We start from the raw sequence: 18900 nt of genomic DNA, 5'->3' as shown, positions 1-18900 counted from the left end.
ACACATGCAAATAGATATTAAGGAATGAATATTACGAAAGAGCAGATAGACGATTTAAATGCAGTAGTTAAAGTTGCTATCACAAAAGAAGATTACCAAGACAAGGTAGACACCGTTTTAAAGGATTATAAGAAGCAAGCTAATATTCCTGGTTTTAGAAAAGGCCAAGTTCCTATGGGCCTTATAAAAAAGCAATATGGCAAAGCTGTATTGGTTGACGAAGTAAATAAATTGTTGCAAGACAATCTTAATAAATACCTAACAGAAGAAAAGCTAGACGTTTTAGGCAACCCATTACCAAAACAACAAGATAATTTTGACTGGGATCAAGATGAATTGGCCTTTGAGTTTGAACTAGGATTAGCTCCTGACTTTGAAGTTTCCTTAAAAACTAAAAAAGCGATTACCCAATATAAAATTGTTGCCGATGAAAAAATGATCGACGAACAAGTAGAACGTATTCAAAAGCAATACGGTAAACTTGTAAGTAAAGATGTTGTTAGCAAGAATGATGAAGTAAGTGGAACTTTCACTAATGAAGCTGAAGAAATAGACAACAAAACTATGCTTGAGACTGATAAGTTAAAAAGCAAAAAGGCTTTAGATGCTTTAAATGGCAAAAAAGTTGGCGATGTAGTTACCTTGAAAACAAAAGGTTTATTCAATGAAGATCACATGCTATCAAGCGCTTTAGGCATTGATAAACAAAAAGCCGAAGCATTGGATACTGAAGTTACTTTCACTATTTCTGAAATTAACGAAAGAGAGGCCGCTGAATTAAATCAAGAATTATTTGATAAGCTTTTTGGTCCAGACAGCGTAAAAACTGAGAAGGAATTAAAAGAGCGTATCAAAGAAGATTCTGAAAAACAATTTGAGCAACAATCGGATCAAAAGCTATTGAACGACGTTACCGAATATTTCATTGATAATACAAAATTTGAGTTACCAACCGGGTTCTTGACAAAGTGGATTCAAATGACCGGTGAAGAGCCATTGTCTGAAGAGCAGGCTGTTGAAGAGTTTGGAAAATCTGAAAAAGGATTACGCTACCAACTTATTGAAGGTAAGATAATAAAGGATAATGAACTACAAGTTCAGTTTGATGAATTGAAAGAATTCTCTAAAGGATTTATCCGTTCTCAAATGGCTCAATTTGGACAGATGGATCCAAAAGAAGAAGAATTGGATACCATTGCAGCACGTGTACTTGGCAACCAAGATGAAGTAAAAAGACTATCTGAACAGTTGATGAGTCAGAAATTATTGAATCTTTACAAAGAAAAGGCAAACCTTAAGACAAAGGAAGTTACCTATGAAAATTTCGTGAAAGAAGTTTACGGATAAATTCCAACAATAAATTAAGTATCTTTACGGTGCCGGAAATGAAATTTTCGGCACCTTTTTTTACTCTAAAAAATAGACATACAATTTATGGATTACGGAAAAGAATTCAAGAATTTCGCTATAAACGACCAAGGTATTAGCAGCACATATTATGATTCTATAATGAGCAGCATGTACCCAACGAACATGACGCCGAACATAATTGAAGAGCGCTCTATGAATATCGTTGCCATGGACGTTTATTCACGTTTAATGATGGACCGCATCATTTTTATGGGTACCGGCATCAATGACCAAGTAGCCAACATCATACAAGCACAATTATTATTTTTAGCTAGTGTTGATGCTAAAAAAGATATTCAAATTTACATCAACTCACCAGGTGGTAGCGTATATGCAGGTTTAGGTATTTATGATACCATGCAGTTTATTACCCCTGATGTTGCCACTATCTGTACAGGTATGGCCGCCTCTATGGGAGCTGTTCTTTTATGTGCAGGTGAAAAAGGAAAACGAAGTGGATTACAACACTCCCGTGTTATGATACACCAACCCATGGGTGGTGCTCAAGGTCAAGCAAGTGATATTGAAATTACAGCTAGAGAGATCTTAAAGTTAAAAGACGAATTATACCAGATCATAGCAGAACATTCTGGCAGTGATATAGAAAAAGTACGTGATGATAGTGACCGTGACTACTGGATGAAGGCAGACGAAGCACTTAAATACGGTATGATTGATGAAATTTTGGTAAGGGAGAAGAAATAATTCCGACTGATGGAATCAAAGAAATAAATGATTTTTAAACCAAAAACGATTTTTGATCGTTAAGGAATAGAATAGAGAAGATAGATAATGGCAAAGGAAAATTTAGAGTGTTCATTTTGCGGTAGAAAAAAGCCTGAAACAAATTTATTGATAGCTGGCTTGGACGCACATATATGTGACCGTTGTATTGAACAAGCTCACGGCATTGTTGCCGAAGAATCAAAACAGACAAAGACCAATGACCTTTCTTCTGAACTTGTTTTGAAAAAGCCTCAAGAAATTAAAGATTTCTTAGACACTTTTATCATAGGACAGGAACGTACCAAAAAGGTGATGTCCGTTGCAGTTTACAATCACTACAAAAGATTACTACAACCTTCTTCTCAAGAAGATGATGTAGAAATTCAAAAAAGTAACATCATAATGGTGGGTCAAACCGGTACAGGTAAGACCTTAATGGCAAAAACTATTGCCAAGTTACTAAATGTACCATTAGCTATTGTTGACGCAACCGTATTGACCGAAGCTGGTTATGTAGGTGAAGATGTAGAAAGTATTCTTACCCGCCTTTTACAAGCGGCAGATTATAATCTAGAAAAAGCAGAAAGAGGCATTGTTTTTATTGATGAAATCGATAAAATTGCCCGTAAGAGCGATAACCCTTCAATTACAAGAGATGTATCTGGAGAAGGAGTTCAACAAGGGCTTTTAAAATTACTGGAAGGCACTTCTGTAAATGTTCCGCCTAAAGGAGGAAGAAAACACCCTGATCAAAAATTCATTGAAGTAAACACAGAAAACATCTTATTTATTGCAGGCGGAGCTTTTGATGGCATTGAACGAGCAATAACAAAGCGTTTAAACATGCAAGCGGTAGGTTATAGTGCCTCAAAATCAGATAACTTTTTAGATGATAATAACTTATTGCAGTATATTATACCTAAAGATTTAAAAGATTTTGGACTTATACCCGAAATCATTGGTAGGCTTCCAGTCCTTACCCATATGAATCCGTTAGACAAGAAGACCTTAAGAGCTATCTTGACCGAACCTAAGAATGCGATCATTAAACAATATGAAAAACTGTTTGCTATGGATGATATTACATTCAGCATTACAGATCAGGCTTTAGACTATATTGTAGACAAAGCCATTGAATACAAGCTTGGAGCAAGAGGGCTAAGATCTCTTTGTGAAGCAATCTTTACAGATGCAATGTTTGAAATGCCAAGTTCAGGTGACACCAACTTTAAAGTAACAAAACCTTATGCCGAACAAATGTTGTCTTACGATACCATCAAAAAGCTAAAGGCGGTTTCATAATATTTTTACGAAATATAACATATAAAAAAAGCGAAGATTTAAATCTTCGCTTTTTTTATATGACGTACTCTTATATTATTTTCAGACCACTTTTTTTATCTGTGGGGCAATTTGCGTTACTTCCTGTAATAGATCCATACATACTTTTTGAATAATTTTCTCATCAGTATATAAAGTATGCCCATAATTAGGTACAACTTCCATTTCTACACCTAACCTATCTGCCCATTCTTCACTTGGTCTAAATTTATCATTAGCACCATAAACTAATTGAAATGGAACACTTGGTCTTTCATTCTTTTTTCGAATTCTAGTAGGGGACACTCCGTACAATGATTTAACCGGTAACCCTTTTTTGGCCGCTTCCCAAATAATTGATGCACCAGTACTAAATGCTAAATAGTAACAAGGTTGTGTTTCTTTTTTCAGCAAATGAGATACGGCCGTATCAATTCCCCCGTTTATAAAAGCGCTATGTACATTCTCCTCTGTTTGGATTAGAATATCTAGATTAGCAAGCTGTTGGCTATCATAAAATGTAATATCAAAATACTGTTGTAAATACCCTAAATATGAAGTAATCCACAACCCTTTCTTAGCGCCCCACATATCGGAAACAATTATTAATTTCTCTGCCATAATAATAGTATTTATAGTTTGGTTAGGTAATACTAAAGCAAGTTTAAATAATAAATTCACTTACAGCTATTTAATTGTTTACACGCTTAAAATTATCGATGTAGTCCCTTCCTTCTATAATTACAAAGACAAAAATTAATACATCTTAGGTGTTACACAAAAGCTCCCTTAACCAAGACAAATGTATGGCATGTATTCAGTAAATATTAAAGTTTATTGTAATTAGGTTAATATTTAGTGTGTATAGAGCAAATTACTTGTTCATTAGCAAAAGCTCTTCTAAATAGTCTCTTTTATTAGAAAGCCTTGGAATTTTATGTTGACCCCCAAGTTTGTTATTCCTTTTTAACCAATCGTAAAACAGGTTTTTACGTGCACAATGAACTCTTGGAGAATTCAATGTGATATTATTAAGCCTCTTGGCTTCATAATCTGAGTTGAGCGATTTTAAAGCGTTATCAAAGATCTCTACAAATGCATTGAAATCCTTTGGTAAAGTTCTAAACTCTATTATCCACTCGTGAGCTCCTTTTTCTTTACCCATCATAAAAACGGGGCCGGCCGTATAGTCAATGATTTCAGCATTGGTTTTTGCACAAGTTATTTTTAAAGCCTCCTCGGCATTCTCTATAATCAACTCTTCTCCAAAAACATTAATATGATGTTTAGTACGACCTGTAACTTTAATCCTATACGGACTTTTAGAAGTAAAACGTACCGTATCACCAATTTTATAACGCCATAAGCCCGAATTGGTGGTAATTATTATGGCATAATTCTTATCCACTTCAATTTCCCATAACGGTAGTGCCTCTTCCTTCAAAGAACCGTAAACATCCATTGGAATAAACTCATAGAAAATCCCGTAATCTAACATCAACAATAAATCATCGGCATCATTTCTATCTTGTATAGCAAAGAAGCCTTCAGAAGCATTATAGATTTCATAGTACCTAAAATTACTACTCGGAAGGATCTTTTTGTACTGCTCTTTATAAGGGTTAAAGCTAACCCCTCCATGAAAGTAAACCTCTAAATTTTGCCAAACTTGAAAAAGATTTTCTTTACCAGTTTCCTCAAGTACCTTATTCATTAAAACTAACATCCAAGAAGGCACACCGGCCAAACTTGTTACATTCTCCTGAACACTTTCATGAATGATAGCCATAAGCTTACTTTCCCATTCACTCATTAATGACACCTTATTACTTGGTGTACTACTATACTCTGCCCATAATGGCATATTATCTATTAAAATAGCAGACAGGTCACCAAATAAAGAACCATTGTCCTCATAGAGCTCTTTACTACCCCCTAAACGCAAACTCTTGCCGGTAAATAGTTGTGAGTTTTCATTGTTATTTAAATAAAGACACAACAAATCTTTACTTGATTTATAATGGCAATCTTCTAACGCTTCGCCACTGACCGGTATAAATTTACTTTTAGCATCTGTTGTACCACTACTTTTAGCAAACAACTTAACTTTGGTTGGCCAAAATAGGTTTTGTTCACCTCTTCTAGTACGTTCTATGATGGGTTGAATTTCTTCATAAGAAACTATAGGTAGCCGTTCTTTAAAATCATTGTATGATTTAATAGACTCAAAATCATAGGTTCTACCAACCTCAGTATCTTCTGCAAATTCAAGTAACTGCAACAAAACCTCTTCTTGAACCTCATCTGGATATTTCAAAAAAAGTTCTATCTGGTGATATCGTTTTTTAAGTAACCAAGAGGCAATTGAATTAAATAGGGTAATTGGCATTTATAGGTATCTTTGTGTTGATAAAAATAGCGCATCTAACTATCATTTTCAAATTGATAATTCAATAAGCCAAATTTACATGCAATACGAGGGAGTACTTAGAAAAATGCAGACAGAAATAGGAAGTCCTATTCAATATTATATGCTGTTTGAATCTGATTTTTTAAATGTAAATCAAGTTCTGGACAGAACACTAAAAATAGAGTTCATAAAACATCAATGTCTAAATTGCGGTAATGACCGACCTATTTACAGACAAGGGTTTTGCAAAACATGTTTTTTTGAAATACCTTCTGCTGGAGATTGGATCATGAGACCAGAATTAAGCAAAGCACATTTGGACCAAGAAGATAGAGATCTGGCTTACGAGAAAAAAGTGCAACTACAACCACACATTGTTTATTTGGCAAACTCTAGCAATGTAAAAGTGGGCGTTACCAGAAAGGGACAAATTCCAACACGGTGGATTGACCAAGGCGCGCATGAAGCTATTGAAATTGTAGAAGTTCCCAATAGATATTTGGCAGGTATCACTGAAGTTGCCCTTAAAGATCACGTAGGCGACAAAACCAATTGGCGCACTATGCTTACCAATAATGTTGTAGATGAAAATCTACAAGAATGGCGTAATAAATTAAAACAATATATACCAGAGGAGGCCCTAACCTATTTCTTAGAATCTAACACAGAGACAGAGATGCAATTTCCCGTATTGCAATACCCAACTAAGGTCAAAAGCCTTAACCTAACTAAAACCCCTTCTTTTGAAGGCAAGCTAAAAGGAATTAAAGGTCAGTACCTCATTTTTGAAGACAATACTGTCTTCAATGTAAGGGGCAGTGAAGGCTTTTACGTTGGGCTAACCATTAATTAGTACTATCTTTTTTCTTGTTCCCAAATAAGCCCCCTAAGATATCTTTCGCCATTTTTTTAACTTCTTCCTTTTCCGTTGGCGCAGGTATAGAATCTTTCTTTGCCGTACCTGACGTTGCAGTATCTTTCTTGGTAGATAAAATACCTCCTAAAATGTCTTTTGTAGTCGTTTTTTGACCCGTAGAATCTGGGGAGGTTTTATTTCCATTTATTAATCCCCCAATTATATCTTTTGCTTTATCTGTGCCCTTAGTGATTAGCTTTTGCTTCTCAACTTCAATCAGTTTAGCCGTTAACTGCTTTACGCCAGTAGTCATATCAGTTGTAACTTTAGGACTTTTATAAAAACCACTAACATTTGCCACTACAGGTATTGTCAAATCAGCTAAAGAAGGGTCATCTATTTTTGCAATCAAGCTATTAATATCTGAACCCAAATACTTTGCTGGCACTTGCAAAGTTGCCTTATAGTTAAGTTTTTGATCAAATGAGTGGCTACCATCAACATTAATGGCAATGTCTTTATAATTTAATGTGAAAGGCTTTACTACCACTACTCCATCGTTAAAAGACAATGATGTTTTTAAGTCTTTTAAATTCAATTGTTTTAAATCGATAAAACTCAAGTTGGAAACTAATGAATTTAATACAGGTGCGTCTTCTGTATTTATTTCTTCAGTCATTAGGTCGGCGAATAAATCTCCGCTTAATGACAATAAATTTGGCACTAAATCATTGGTCAAATTACCTGACAAAGAAATATCAGAAGTCAATTTACCCTTCAACATTTTAGCGATAGGCGCAATGCTTTGGAACAAATCTACCGACGCAAAAGTTTCTTGAATACCCAACTTATTTAAATCTAACTTCATATTAAAAGTCGGAGTCTCATTTTTAGTAGATACATTACCATTAAACCCAATTTTACCACCAAACATACCGGCCGTCATATTACTAAGGGTAGCAGTTTCATCTTTAATTTTTAAAACCCCCTTAACCTCGCTTAAAACAAGGTCATCATAAATTACCTTTTTAGCTTCTGCATTAATCGTCGCATCTAAAAAAGATGGAATTTTAATTTTTTCTTCTTCAACAGTACCTTCACTGGTTGTACGACCTTCATTTGAAGAAACTGGGGTCTCCGTCTCTGCAACCATAAAATCGCTTATAGCAAAAGTGTTAGATTTTAAATTGAAGTTACCTTCAACTTTTTCATCGTTGAACATAAACCCTAACAGATTATTGATCGTACCGGTTGCATCAAAATCTGTAGTACCCGTGGTACCATTTAGACTATTTAAAGTAACCGTTTTAGGGTTAAAAGTTAAAAGTGCCGCTTTAAATTTTACAGGATTTGCAAGCTCGTCAGAATGATATTCAAAATCAGTTAAGCTTAAGTCTCCAGTAGTATTTGTTTTTTCATACTGCTCTTTCTCTACAGATTGCATATCAAACGCCGTAGTGATATCCGCTTTCAACATACCTTTTAAATCATATTCTTCAGGTATAGGGTACGCCTTAGAGATATTTGCCAAGTTCATGGCACCTTTTATATGCGCTTTAACTTTAGTATTGCCCATTAACTCCGTAATATTTGAAGTAAGATTGAACTTATCTTCATCAATTTTAAAGGAAGCCTTATTTATATTTACATAAGTATCTTCTGCAATACCGGTTTTATTATCTAACTGAATATCAAAAAAAACATTACTAACGGCTTTAGGTAAATCTGGATATTTAAATGACGCATTGTCTGATTTTAATTCAATATGAAAAGTTGGAATATGTGCTTCATCTACAACACCCTTAAAATTACCGTTAACAGCAAAATCACCTGTAGTAGTTACATCTTCTATATTCTTAGAGTACACTTCTGGAATAACCCCTAAGAAATTTTTAAAATTTGAAGAAGGAGTTTTAAACGTTACATCTACTTCTTGGTTGGTTTCGTTTAATTTAATAAAACCATCGAACACCAAGGGCAACTGATTTAGTAATGCCTCATTCTTTAAAAAAGAGTATTTATTTTCATTTAAATCTATACCTACAAGGGCATCTAACTTAATTTTATTCTTGTTTAAATAGTTAACACTATCCATTTCCAAGGAAATAAGAGCATTGGTATGTGTGTCTAATTCAGAAGTAGCCAAAGATAAATCACCAGCTCCTTTATGTTGAAAATCGTCCAATTTAAAAACTACACCTGTAGAATTATCAGTATAATAAATTCTTGTATTCGTAATTTCATAGGACTGCAAATCTAAATTAAAACCATCTGTTGAGCTAGGTTCTTCAGTAGTAACAGTTGTCTCTGAAGGCTTTGCAATATCAAAATTGGCATTTTCGTCCTTATCAACAACTACATTAATAAATGCGCCATCTAAATTGATATTATTAATTGCAATTGCATCTCCCTTATTTTTAAACAATTGCATAATACCCATGGTTAAGTCTAAATTTTTAGCCTTAAACAACGTATCCCCTTCAAAAGGAGCTTTATTCAATAAAACAACATTTTTAAAATCTACTTCTGCATTAGGAAAACTACTGACCAAACTTAAGTTAGCCTCTGAGAAATCTAAAGTAGCATTCACATTCTGGTTAACATTATTTTTTATAATCTCCCCTATTTTAGCTTCTAAGAAGAAAGGAGCTGCAATTAAAACCGCAGTAATGACCACTAATAATACTCCAACAATTTTTAAAATTTTCTTACCCATAGTATACTTTTATACTGTTTTTCTTTGATGTTTTTATTCTAAAAATCTAAATCCAATTCTTCATTTGGTTTTAGATTAAAACGCTTTCTCATAATATATACGAAGAAATATAGAAAAGGAGTATCTATAAATGCTATAAAAATCTTAAAAATAAATCCACTGACCACCAATCCGAAAAAAAGTTCCCACGGCAATACTTTAAAGACACATAATAACCCCACAACGGTAAACGTATCCAGAAATTGCGATAAAAATGTTGAAAAATTATTACGCAGCCATAAATACTTTCCTTTGGTCAATTTTTTCCAAAAATGATATATGGTAATATCTACATATTGAGCCAACAAATAAGCTATCATAGATGCTAAAACAGCTATTGGAGACAAAGCAAAAACCTGTGTAAAAGTAGCATCATCTATTGGTGAAGATGGTATTGCAGGTACAATTTCAGAAATTAAAACTATACCCATGGAAAAGAACGAAGCAAAAATACCCGCCGTAACAATTTGGTTGGCCATTTTTCTGCCATAGATTTCAGAAATAAGATCGGTAATCAAGAATGTAATCGGGTAAGGCAAAATACCTACCGAGACTTCAAAAAGCGAAACTCCAAAGACCGTAAAATCCCCGAAAGGATTCCAATAAAAAAACTTTTGAAATATAAGGTTGGAAACCACCAAGGACGTAATGAACAAAGCCCCCAAATACAGATAAATACGTTGTGCTAGCTTTCTATCTTTTAAGGTCATATATTATTTAATATCTAATGCAAACGGCATTCTAGCCTGTATACCTTTCTGCTCTTTAAAAGACTGTAGTTCTTTTAGCACTCTGTAAGCTTCATCACCTATTTCATTTTTTAAAAGACGTTCTTTGATCTGTAAACTTGCTCCTTCTAAATCTTCCATAAAGCGCTCAAATCCGCTTTTGTATTTCGGAAACTTCTTTACACCATAAGACCCTAATTCAGCCATTTCTGCAGCAGCAACAATAGCATCTTCTAAATTTCCTAACTCATCTACCAAACCAACTTCCAAAGCTTCAGTGCCACTCCAAACCCTACCTTGCGCAACGCTATCTACTTGCGCCATACTCATATTTCTACCTTCAGATACTCTTTGTAAAAATGTTTGATAGGTTTCCTCTATACTTTCTTGAATTTGATTTTTAAAACTCTCCTGCATAGGCTCAAAAAGTGAATACTCTATAGCATTTTTGTTGGTACCTACCTGCTCTGCATTGACACCAATGTTATCTGCCAATTCGGTCATATTAGGCACAGTTCCAAAAACACCTATAGAACCCGTTATTGTTGTTGGTTCGGCAAAAATCTTATCGGCACCGGCCGCAATATAATAACCACCAGATGCAGCAACATTACCCATAGAGACAATTACCGGCTTTACTTTCTTAGCCAGCGCAACCTCTCTCCAAATAATATCCGAAGTAAGAGCACTGCCCCCTGGTGAATTTACACGTAACACAATTGCCTTTACATCTTGATCTTCACGAGCTTTAATCAATGCTTCGTTTATAATGCCTTGCCCAATTATGTTAGGACCGCCTTCACCATAAAATATTTCACCTTGCGCGAAAACGACTGCAATTTTATCTTTACCTGATTTCAGTTTCTTTTTATTAGAATACTTTACATAGTCATCTAATTTACTGTAACTGATACCCTCATCCTTTTTAAGCTTAAGCACACTTGCCAATTTACTTTCATACTCATCATAAAACACTACATCGTCGATCAAGCCTGATTGTTTTGCATATTTAGGCGTTCTTCCACCTAAAGTATCTGCAATAACATTTAGATCCGACTCAGAAATAGCACGTGTTTGGGAGATATCAACTATCATAGCATTCCAAAGAGACTGAAGTAATGAGGTCAATTGGCTTCTATTAGCTTCACTCATATTATTCTCTAAATACGGCTCTACCGCACTTTTATACTTTCCATGACGAATAACTTCCATCTTTATTCCGGATTTCTCTTGAAGCTCTTTATAATACAGTACTTCTGTAGACAAGCCTTTAAAATCTAAAACCCCAACTGGATTAATAAAAATAGAATCTGCCACGCTTGCCAAGTAATAATCACGTTGCATAAAAAAATCAGCATAGGCGTAAATAAATTTACCCCCAGCCTTAAAATCCTCCAATGATTTTCTGATAGCCTGAGTTTGTGCCAACCCGGCAATTATAAAATTATTATTAATACTTATACCCTTAATACGGTCATCATTTTTTGCAACTTCAATAGCCTGTATTATTTCATCTAACCCTTGCGATTCTTCAAAAATACCTGCAAAAGGATCCAATTCATTACTTCCAGTATAATCTGAAATTGGTCTTTGTAATTGCAATTCCAAAATAGAGTTGTTTTCAACAGAAACAGCATCTTCTCCACTACTGACCAAACTCGCAAAAATTAAAAACATAACAAACATGATTCCAAATGCAAACAAGGATCCCAAAATAGAAGCTAGAAAATTTCTTAAAAAATTCATTTAAATCTTTATTTTAAATAGTTAACAAAGATAACTAATGTGAATATGTTTTAGTTATTTTGCCCTAATATTATGGGAGTACACAAAACAGCATTCTTATCTATTGGCAGCAATTTAGGTAACCGTCATTTATTATTACAAAAAGCCATTTTTGAAATTGATAAAGTAGCCGGCGATATTAGGCAAGTTTCTGCCACCTACGAAACTCCTTCATGGGGTTTTGAAGGAGAAGATTTCTTGAATGCCTGCCTAGAATTACAAACCTTACTTTCTCCAGATAGTTTACTAGCCAAACTATTAGCTATAGAGACCAGTTTTGGAAGAGAAAGAAATGAAGGCGACCGTTATCACAGCAGAACTTTAGATATTGATATTATCTATTACGAAAAAGATATTATCAACACAGAAAACTTAACGGTTCCACACCCTAAAATGCAAGACCGAAAGTTTATTCTGAAACCACTTGCAGATATTACCCCGCAATTTTATCATCCAATATTCCAGAAAGACACTAGAAATTTACTGCAAGAGTGCAAAGACAAAAGTAACATTACCAAGCAGGTTAAGAGATTGTTCAAAAATAGACATTCATTTTTTGCCAGCTTACAATACGTTGCAATAGAAGGTAATATTGGCGCAGGCAAAACAACTTTAGCGACCAAAATTTCTGAAGACTTCAATGCAAAATTGATTTTAGAGCGATTTGCCGAGAATCCGTTTTTACCCAATTTTTACGAAGATCAGGCAAGATATGCCTTTCCTCTAGAAATGTCTTTTTTAGCAGATCGTTACCAACAATTTACCGAAGACACAAATCAATTAGATTTATTTAAAAGTTTTATGGTAACCGATTATGATATTTATAAGTCATTAATATTTGCTAAGGTAACCTTACAGCAAAATGAATTTGATTTATATAGAAAGGTATTTAATTTCATGTACAAAGAGGTTAAAAAGCCAAAAATCTACGTTTATCTGTATCAGACAACAGATAGATTATTGCAACAAATAAAAAAACGAGGTAGAGATTATGAACAGAATATAGAGCTCACTTATCTGAAGAAAATTAACCGTGGTTATTTTGACTTTTTAAGAACATACCCTAAAGAAAACCAACTAATTATAGACGTGAGCGAGCTTGATTTTGTGAGCCGAAAAAGAGATTATGAGATTATTTTAACAAAGATCGAAGATTTTGCTTTAGCCAACTTATGATCATATTAATAACCCTATTTCTTGCGTAAATGGAAAGAAAATCTTTTCTTGTGAAGGCATACGTGCAACTAACTAACTCAAACTATATTTAAAAACCTGGTTAATAACCAGGTTTTTTTATGCGTTTAACTTACTCCAGCAATCCCATACAACCACACCAACACTTACTGATATATTTAACGAATGTTTGGTTCCAAACTGCGGAATTTCCAAAACCTCGTTACTAGCAGAAACCACACTCTGAGAGACGCCCTTTACTTCATTTCCAAAAATGAGCACCTGTTTTTTATCTTTGTCCGGAACATATTCGTTTAATTGAGTAGCTTTTTCTGCCTGTTCAACAGAAATTATATGGCAATCATCTTTTTTAAGCTTATCAACTAAGGCAACGGTATCCGCAACATGCTCCCAATCTACACTATCTGTAGCCCCTAAAGCAGTTTTATGAATATCTTTATGCGGCGGGGTTGCGGTAATTCCGCACAAGTATATTTTTTCGATCAAAAAAGCATCGGCAGTTCTAAAGACAGAACCAATATTGTTTAAACTCCTTATATTATCAAGAACAATTATTATAGGAGATTTGCCGGCAAGCTTATATCCGTCTACATCAATTCTTTCTAACTCGTCATTTCTTAATTTTCTCATACTTTACAATTCAATAGCATTAGTTTTAAGGGGTATAAACTTATCCTGAAATATCAACAATGATTAAATTTCCAGAGATTAAACCATACTTTCGTAAAGGAGCAAAATTAATGAGATAAAGATAAAGTGGCGGATAAAAGCAAGACAAAAAAGGTAACCCCTTTAATGAAGCAATATAACACCATCAAGACCAAGTATCCTGATGCCTTATTGCTGTTTCGTGTAGGAGATTTTTATGAAACTTTTGGTGAAGATGCCGTAAAGGCGTCACGTATTTTAGGAATTATACTCACCAATAGAAACAATGGCGGCGAAAGAACGGAGCTGGCCGGTTTTCCCCATCACTCTCTAAACACCTATTTACCTAAATTGGTAAAAGCAGGTCAGCGCGTTGCCATCTGTGATCAATTAGAAGACCCCAAACAGACCAAAACTATAGTTAAAAGAGGCGTTACCGAGTTGGTTACTCCAGGAGTGGCCATGAACGATGATATATTAAACTCTAAAACGAATAATTTTCTTTGTGCCGTTCACTTCGGACGAAAGAAAATAGGTATTTCGTTCGTAGACATTTCTACAGGTGAGTTTTTAACCTCTGAAGGTAGCGAAGAGCAGATTGATAAATTATTACAAAATTTCTCACCCAACGAAGTATTAATTTCCAAAGCCCATAAAAAAGAATTCTTAGAGGTATTTGGCAAAAATCACCATTTATTCTATTTAGAAGATTGGGTTTTTCAAGAAGATTATGCATTAGAAAATCTAACATCGCATTTTAACACCAATACACTAAAAGGTTTTGGCGTTGACCATTTAAACTGTGGTATTATTGCCGCTGGTGTGGTTTTACATTACTTGGGAGAAACACAACATCGCCAACTGCAACATATTTCAAAACTGCAACGTATTGCTGAAGATGACTATATATGGATGGATAGGTTCACCATTAAAAACCTAGAACTTTACCATTCTACCAATATCAATGCCGTGACACTTTTAGATGTCATTGACAAAACGATTTCACCCATGGGTGGGCGAATGATCAAAAGATGGCTTGCACTACCGCTTAAAAATTTAGAAAAAATTAAAAGGAGGCAGCAGATCGTTTCTTTTCTGTATGATGAAGAAGTTATTTTAGAAAAGTTTCAGCATCATATTAAACAAATGGGCGATTTAGAACGATTAATTTCTAAAGTCGCTACAGGAAAAGTCAACCCTAAGGAAGTAGTTCAATTAAAGAACTCTTTAGAAGCGTTAATTCCCATTAAACAACTGGCCACTTCATCTAAAAATGAGTCGCTAGCATTAACGGGAGACCAAATACAATCTTGTGATTTGCTACGCGCTAAAATAAAAGAAATGCTAAGCGAAGAAGCACCTGTTAATATTTTAAAAGGCAGCACCATTGCAAAAGGCTTTTCAGAAGAACTAGATGAATTAAGAGGCTTAGCAACGTCTGGCAAAAACTACCTGAACAACATGCTAGAAAGGGAAACTGCCGCAACAGGAATTACCTCCCTTAAAATAGCGTCCAACAATGTTTTTGGGTATTATATAGAAGTTAGAAACACCCATAAAGATAAAGTCCCAGAAACGTGGACACGTAAGCAAACCTTGGTAAATGCCGAGCGCTATATTACCGAGGAGTTAAAAGAATATGAAGCAAAAATACTTGGTGCAGAAGATCGCATAACAACATTAGAGCAACAGTTGTTTTCTCAATTGGTTGTATGGATGCAAGAATACATTGCCCCGGTTCAGAATAATGCCCACCTTATTGCCCAGTTAGATTGCCTTTGTGGCTTTGCCCAATTGGCAAAAGAAAATGCTTATAACTGTCCAACTTTAAATGATTCCACAGATTTAGAAATAACAGATGGAAGACACCCGGTAATAGAAAAGCAATTGCCGCTAGGCGAGCAATACATAGCCAACGATTTACAATTAGACCGTTCCAATCAGCAATTTATAATGATTACCGGACCTAACATGAGTGGTAAATCTGCACTATTAAGACAAACTGCCTTGATAGTTTTACTAGCTCAAATGGGAAGCTTCGTTCCTGCGGAAACAGCTAAAATTGGTGTTGTAGATAAAATATTTACACGTGTAGGCGCTAGTGATAATATTTCAATGGGCGAATCTACTTTTATGGTAGAAATGAATGAAACGGCATCTATACTTAATAACCTTTCTGAACGAAGTCTAGTGTTGTTAGATGAAATTGGGAGAGGCACCAGTACGTATGACGGTATTTCCATTGCATGGGCAATTTCAGAATACTTGCATGAACACCCTGCAAGAGCAAAAACAATGTTTGCCACGCATTATCACGAGCTTAATGAAATGACCAACACCTTTAATCGCATTAAAAACTATAATGTCGCTATTAAAGAACTAAAAGATACGGTCTTATTCCTAAGAAAATTGGTTCCAGGGGGTAGTGAACATAGTTTTGGTATACATGTGGCTAAAATGGCAGGAATGCCCCAACAGGTAATTCAGAAGGCGAACAAGATTTTAAAAAAGCTGGAAAATAAACATGTTAGTGAAGATGTTGGCGACAAGCTCAAAAATGATCCTGACGAAATGCAACTCAGTTTTTTCAACTTAGACGATCCATTATTAGAAGAAATTAAGGAAGAAATCACGCATTTAGACATAGATACGCTTACTCCCGTAGAAGCTTTGATGAAATTAAATGAGATTAAAAGGCTGTTAACCAAGGATAAAAAAGCGACTTCGTAATTTTTTTAATTCTTTTGCTCATTTTTACTTTGGTTTTTACAGAATTGTATTAAATTTGCACCCGCATCTGGAAAGAGATGCACGTTCTTTAAAATTTGCGAAAGTAGCTCAGGGGTAGAGCATCACCTTGCCAAGGTGGAGGTCGCGGGTTCGAATCCCGTTTTTCGCTCAGAAAATGTTGCCGATCAACATTTTTTTCAATGCCAAGTATGCTCGAGTGGTGGAATTGGTAGACACGCCGGACTTAAAATCCTGTGCTCTTTGGGGCGTGCGGGTTCAAGTCCCGCCTCGAGTACCACAAACCCCTGAAATCAATTGATTTCAGGGGTTTTTTATTTTATACATATTTTTAAATCATAGTCTTCAGTTATTCATTAACTTTAGTTATACATTACCAATGTATGCTGAAAACAATTTTAAAAATATCTGGGGTATTACTGTTAGCGCTAATTCTAATCATATTTGTTTGCAATAGTATTATTTCAAGCACTGTAGAAGATAAAACTTACTCCGACACATCATTAATCCCCACCAATAGAGTAGGTATTGTTTTAGGCACTTCTAACAGATTAACCAACGGTTCGGCAAATCCATACTACACCTATCGCATAAACGCCACCAGAGCACTTTACAAGGCAGGAAAGATTAAATTTATATTGGTGAGCGGAGACAATGGCAGCATTTATTATAATGAACCAGACACCTTCAAAAAAGATTTGATAAAAGCGGGTATACCAGAAAAAGTGATTTTCTTGGACTATGCAGGTTTTCGTACACTAGACTCTATGTTTAGGGCTAAGTTTATATTCGGTTTGGACGATGTTACCGTTATCTCTCAAAAATTTCATAATGAAAGAGCTATTTACATCGCTCAACAGAAAGGGTTAAACGCCATTGGCTTTAATGCAAAGGACGTTTCTACCAGTCAAGGTCTTAAAGTACAAACTAGAGAATACCTTGCCCGCGTAAAAGTATTTATAGATATGATTTTAAATACACAACCAAAATTTTACGGCACCACAATAGAAATAAAATAAGTTTAATTAAAAAGACTACATTTAAGAGCACCAACCAAACCAACTACAATGCTCAATTTTAAAACAATACTTAAAAACTTAGGTCCCGGACTTCTGTTTGCCAGTATGGCCATAGGTACATCTCATCTTGTTTTATCCACCAAGGCAGGAGCACAATATGGTTGGTTAATGGTTATCCCTATCATTTTAGCAAATCTTTTAAAATACCCTTTTTTTGAATTTGGTGTGCGCTACACCAACGTCACTAACAAAACCCTTATTGAAGGCTATTTAAACCGAGGCAAAGGCTATCTATGGTTTTATGCTGCAATTACCTTAGTTACCACATTTACCATCTTAGCAGCTTTGTATACGGTTACCGCCGGTCTATTTATTAATTTATTCGGTATTGGCCATAGTTCTATAGCTACGGTAGCTTTATGTCTATTTATAATCATAAGCATTTTACTCATTTTTGGTAAATACCGGTTTTTGGAAATGAGCCTGAAATTCGTTATTAGCATATTGTTCATTGCTTTATTAGTGACCACAATACTAGTTTTAATAAAAGGACCGGTGACACACGTACCGGACTTTAAACCCCTACCTATTTTTAACGAAGCAGGAATATTATTTTTAATAGGATTAATAGGGTGGATGCCAACTAGTGTAGAAACTTCTAGCTGGATCAGTTTATGGAGTATAGAAAAATGGAAAACCCAAAATAAACCAAGCTTAAAAGAATCTTTACAGGAGTTTAACATAGGCTACAGCATCACTGCTATACTTGCTATTTTCTTTATGATAATAGGATGGTACACTTTATATGGCACCAACATACAACTTAGTAATCATGCCGTGAGTTTTGCCGATCAAGTAGTACGCTTGTTTACCCAACACATAGGGGCATGGGCATATCTTTTTATTGCCATTTCTGCATTTGCTACTATGTTCAGTACTTGCATGACCGCACATGATGCTTTAGCTAGGGTAAGTTTAGATATTATCTCGTTATTGAAACCAAAAAATAAATGGTACACCACCAAAACGGCATTTGCTGTAGGAGTATTGATTTTGACCCTAATCAATTTTGTAGTGATAGCCGCCTTCAGTGCCAATATGGGTAATTTGGTAGCTTTGGCAACATTTGTATCTTTCGTTGTAGCACCTATTATAGGATATATGAATCTAAAGAATGTGACCAGTACCGACTTAAACCCTAAATTTCAACCCGGTAAGAAATTGAAAATCCTTACTTATGGCGGAATTTTATTCCTGTCTTGTTTTGCTTTTTACTATTTCTATATCATTATTTTATAATA

The 18900-nt window shown here is 34.9% G+C and carries 14 protein-coding genes and 2 tRNA genes; 10 read left to right on the top strand and 6 right to left on the bottom strand.

What is annotated here, in order from left to right; all coding sequences use genetic code 11:
* The first annotated feature begins 24 nt into the window (after positions 1–24).
* From tig to clpX, 3 genes are all read left to right on the top strand, one after another.
* Complete coding sequence (gene tig / locus BW936_RS05810) at positions 25–1347, top strand: trigger factor (RefSeq protein ID WP_076547338.1); 1323 nt, start codon at positions 25–27, stop codon at positions 1345–1347.
* Between the two features lie 87 nt (positions 1348–1434).
* Positions 1435–2115: an ATP-dependent Clp endopeptidase proteolytic subunit ClpP gene (clpP, locus tag BW936_RS05805; RefSeq protein WP_076547337.1), complete on the top strand. Its 681-nt coding sequence runs from the start codon at positions 1435–1437 to the stop codon at positions 2113–2115.
* Positions 2116–2202: 87 nt separating this feature from the next.
* A complete protein-coding gene (gene clpX / locus BW936_RS05800; protein WP_076547336.1) occupies positions 2203–3438 on the top strand; it encodes an ATP-dependent Clp protease ATP-binding subunit ClpX in 1236 nt (411 codons plus the stop codon).
* Positions 3439–3519: 81 nt separating this feature from the next.
* On the opposite strand, the gene BW936_RS05795 is transcribed toward clpX, so the two are convergent.
* Positions 3520–4077, bottom strand: coding sequence for a hypothetical protein (locus BW936_RS05795; RefSeq protein WP_076547969.1), 558 nt, complete (start codon positions 4075–4077; stop codon positions 3520–3522).
* A gap of 253 nt (positions 4078–4330) precedes the next feature.
* Positions 4331–5845: a GH3 auxin-responsive promoter family protein gene (locus BW936_RS05790; protein WP_076547335.1), complete on the bottom strand. Its 1515-nt coding sequence runs from the start codon at positions 5843–5845 to the stop codon at positions 4331–4333.
* A 79-nt stretch (positions 5846–5924) separates the two neighbouring features.
* Here BW936_RS05790 and BW936_RS05785 point away from each other — a divergent pair, with 79 nt between their 5' ends.
* Positions 5925–6719 (top strand): DUF2797 domain-containing protein, encoded by a 795-nt coding sequence (locus BW936_RS05785; RefSeq protein WP_076547334.1) that lies wholly within the window; start codon positions 5925–5927, stop codon positions 6717–6719.
* Here BW936_RS05785 and BW936_RS05780 read toward each other — a convergent pair.
* The 3 genes from BW936_RS05780 to sppA are packed head-to-tail and all read right to left on the bottom strand — an operon-like array spanning position 6712 to position 11951.
* Positions 6712–9438, bottom strand: coding sequence for an AsmA-like C-terminal region-containing protein (locus BW936_RS05780; RefSeq protein ID WP_076547333.1), 2727 nt, complete (start codon positions 9436–9438; stop codon positions 6712–6714). The genes BW936_RS05785 and BW936_RS05780 overlap by 8 nt on opposite strands.
* 38 nt (positions 9439–9476) lie before the next feature.
* On the bottom strand, positions 9477–10187 hold the full coding sequence (locus tag BW936_RS05775) for a queuosine precursor transporter (protein ID WP_076547332.1): 711 nt from the start codon (positions 10185–10187) through the stop codon (positions 9477–9479).
* A gap of 3 nt (positions 10188–10190) precedes the next feature.
* Complete coding sequence (gene sppA, locus BW936_RS05770) at positions 10191–11951, bottom strand: signal peptide peptidase SppA (RefSeq protein ID WP_076547331.1); 1761 nt, start codon at positions 11949–11951, stop codon at positions 10191–10193.
* Positions 11952–12023: 72 nt separating this feature from the next.
* On the opposite strand from sppA, the gene folK reads away from it, so the two are divergent.
* Positions 12024–13166, top strand: a complete 1143-nt coding sequence (gene folK, locus BW936_RS05765) for a 2-amino-4-hydroxy-6-hydroxymethyldihydropteridine diphosphokinase (RefSeq protein WP_076547330.1) — start codon at positions 12024–12026, stop codon at positions 13164–13166.
* Positions 13167–13283: 117 nt separating this feature from the next.
* Here the strand turns inward: folK and BW936_RS05760 are convergent, their stop codons facing one another.
* Entirely contained in the window at positions 13284–13814 is a 531-nt protein-coding gene (locus BW936_RS05760; RefSeq protein WP_076547329.1) for an RNA methyltransferase, read from the bottom strand.
* Positions 13815–13979: 165 nt separating this feature from the next.
* Between BW936_RS05760 and mutS the strand changes: the two genes are divergently transcribed.
* The 5 genes from mutS (at position 13980) to BW936_RS05735 (ending at position 18898) form a co-directional block, all read left to right on the top strand.
* Positions 13980–16562: a DNA mismatch repair protein MutS gene (gene mutS / locus BW936_RS05755; RefSeq protein WP_076547968.1), complete on the top strand. Its 2583-nt coding sequence runs from the start codon at positions 13980–13982 to the stop codon at positions 16560–16562.
* A gap of 97 nt (positions 16563–16659) precedes the next feature.
* Positions 16660–16731, top strand: a tRNA-Gly gene (locus BW936_RS05750).
* Between the two features lie 42 nt (positions 16732–16773).
* Positions 16774–16860: transfer RNA gene (locus BW936_RS05745), tRNA-Leu, on the top strand.
* 103 nt (positions 16861–16963) lie between these two features.
* Positions 16964–17599 (top strand): SanA/YdcF family protein, encoded by a 636-nt coding sequence (locus BW936_RS05740; RefSeq protein ID WP_076547328.1) that lies wholly within the window; start codon positions 16964–16966, stop codon positions 17597–17599.
* 48 nt (positions 17600–17647) lie between these two features.
* On the top strand, positions 17648–18898 hold the full coding sequence (locus tag BW936_RS05735; protein ID WP_076547327.1) for an NRAMP family divalent metal transporter: 1251 nt from the start codon (positions 17648–17650) through the stop codon (positions 18896–18898).
* Positions 18899–18900: the final 2 nt, after the last annotated feature.

The organism is Maribacter ulvicola (assembly GCF_900155985.1).
Classification (GTDB): domain Bacteria; phylum Bacteroidota; class Bacteroidia; order Flavobacteriales; family Flavobacteriaceae; genus Maribacter; species Maribacter ulvicola.
This window is presented reverse-complemented; position numbering and strand designations above follow the sequence as displayed.

What these genes read in the sequence shown, in the direction of transcription:
- clpX (WP_076547336.1), top strand. Translation starts at nt 2,203, where the DNA reads ATGGCAAAGGAAAATTTAGAGTGTTCATTTTGCGGTAGAAAAAAGCCT.
- BW936_RS05780 (WP_076547333.1), bottom strand. Translation starts at nt 9,438, where the DNA reads ATGGGTAAGAAAATTTTAAAAATTGTTGGAGTATTATTAGTGGTCATT.
- folK (WP_076547330.1), top strand. Translation starts at nt 12,024, where the DNA reads ATGGGAGTACACAAAACAGCATTCTTATCTATTGGCAGCAATTTAGGT.
- mutS (WP_076547968.1), top strand. Translation starts at nt 13,980, where the DNA reads ATGAAGCAATATAACACCATCAAGACCAAGTATCCTGATGCCTTATTG.
- BW936_RS05740 (WP_076547328.1), top strand. Translation starts at nt 16,964, where the DNA reads ATGCTGAAAACAATTTTAAAAATATCTGGGGTATTACTGTTAGCGCTA.
- BW936_RS05775 (WP_076547332.1), bottom strand. Translation starts at nt 10,187, where the DNA reads ATGACCTTAAAAGATAGAAAGCTAGCACAACGTATTTATCTGTATTTG.
- clpP (WP_076547337.1), top strand. Translation starts at nt 1,435, where the DNA reads ATGGATTACGGAAAAGAATTCAAGAATTTCGCTATAAACGACCAAGGT.
- BW936_RS05785 (WP_076547334.1), top strand. Translation starts at nt 5,925, where the DNA reads ATGCAATACGAGGGAGTACTTAGAAAAATGCAGACAGAAATAGGAAGT.
- sppA (WP_076547331.1), bottom strand. Translation starts at nt 11,951, where the DNA reads ATGAATTTTTTAAGAAATTTTCTAGCTTCTATTTTGGGATCCTTGTTT.
- BW936_RS05735 (WP_076547327.1), top strand. Translation starts at nt 17,648, where the DNA reads ATGCTCAATTTTAAAACAATACTTAAAAACTTAGGTCCCGGACTTCTG.
- BW936_RS05760 (WP_076547329.1), bottom strand. Translation starts at nt 13,814, where the DNA reads ATGAGAAAATTAAGAAATGACGAGTTAGAAAGAATTGATGTAGACGGA.
- tig (WP_076547338.1), top strand. Translation starts at nt 25, where the DNA reads ATGAATATTACGAAAGAGCAGATAGACGATTTAAATGCAGTAGTTAAA.
- BW936_RS05795 (WP_076547969.1), bottom strand. Translation starts at nt 4,077, where the DNA reads ATGGCAGAGAAATTAATAATTGTTTCCGATATGTGGGGCGCTAAGAAA.
- BW936_RS05790 (WP_076547335.1), bottom strand. Translation starts at nt 5,845, where the DNA reads ATGCCAATTACCCTATTTAATTCAATTGCCTCTTGGTTACTTAAAAAA.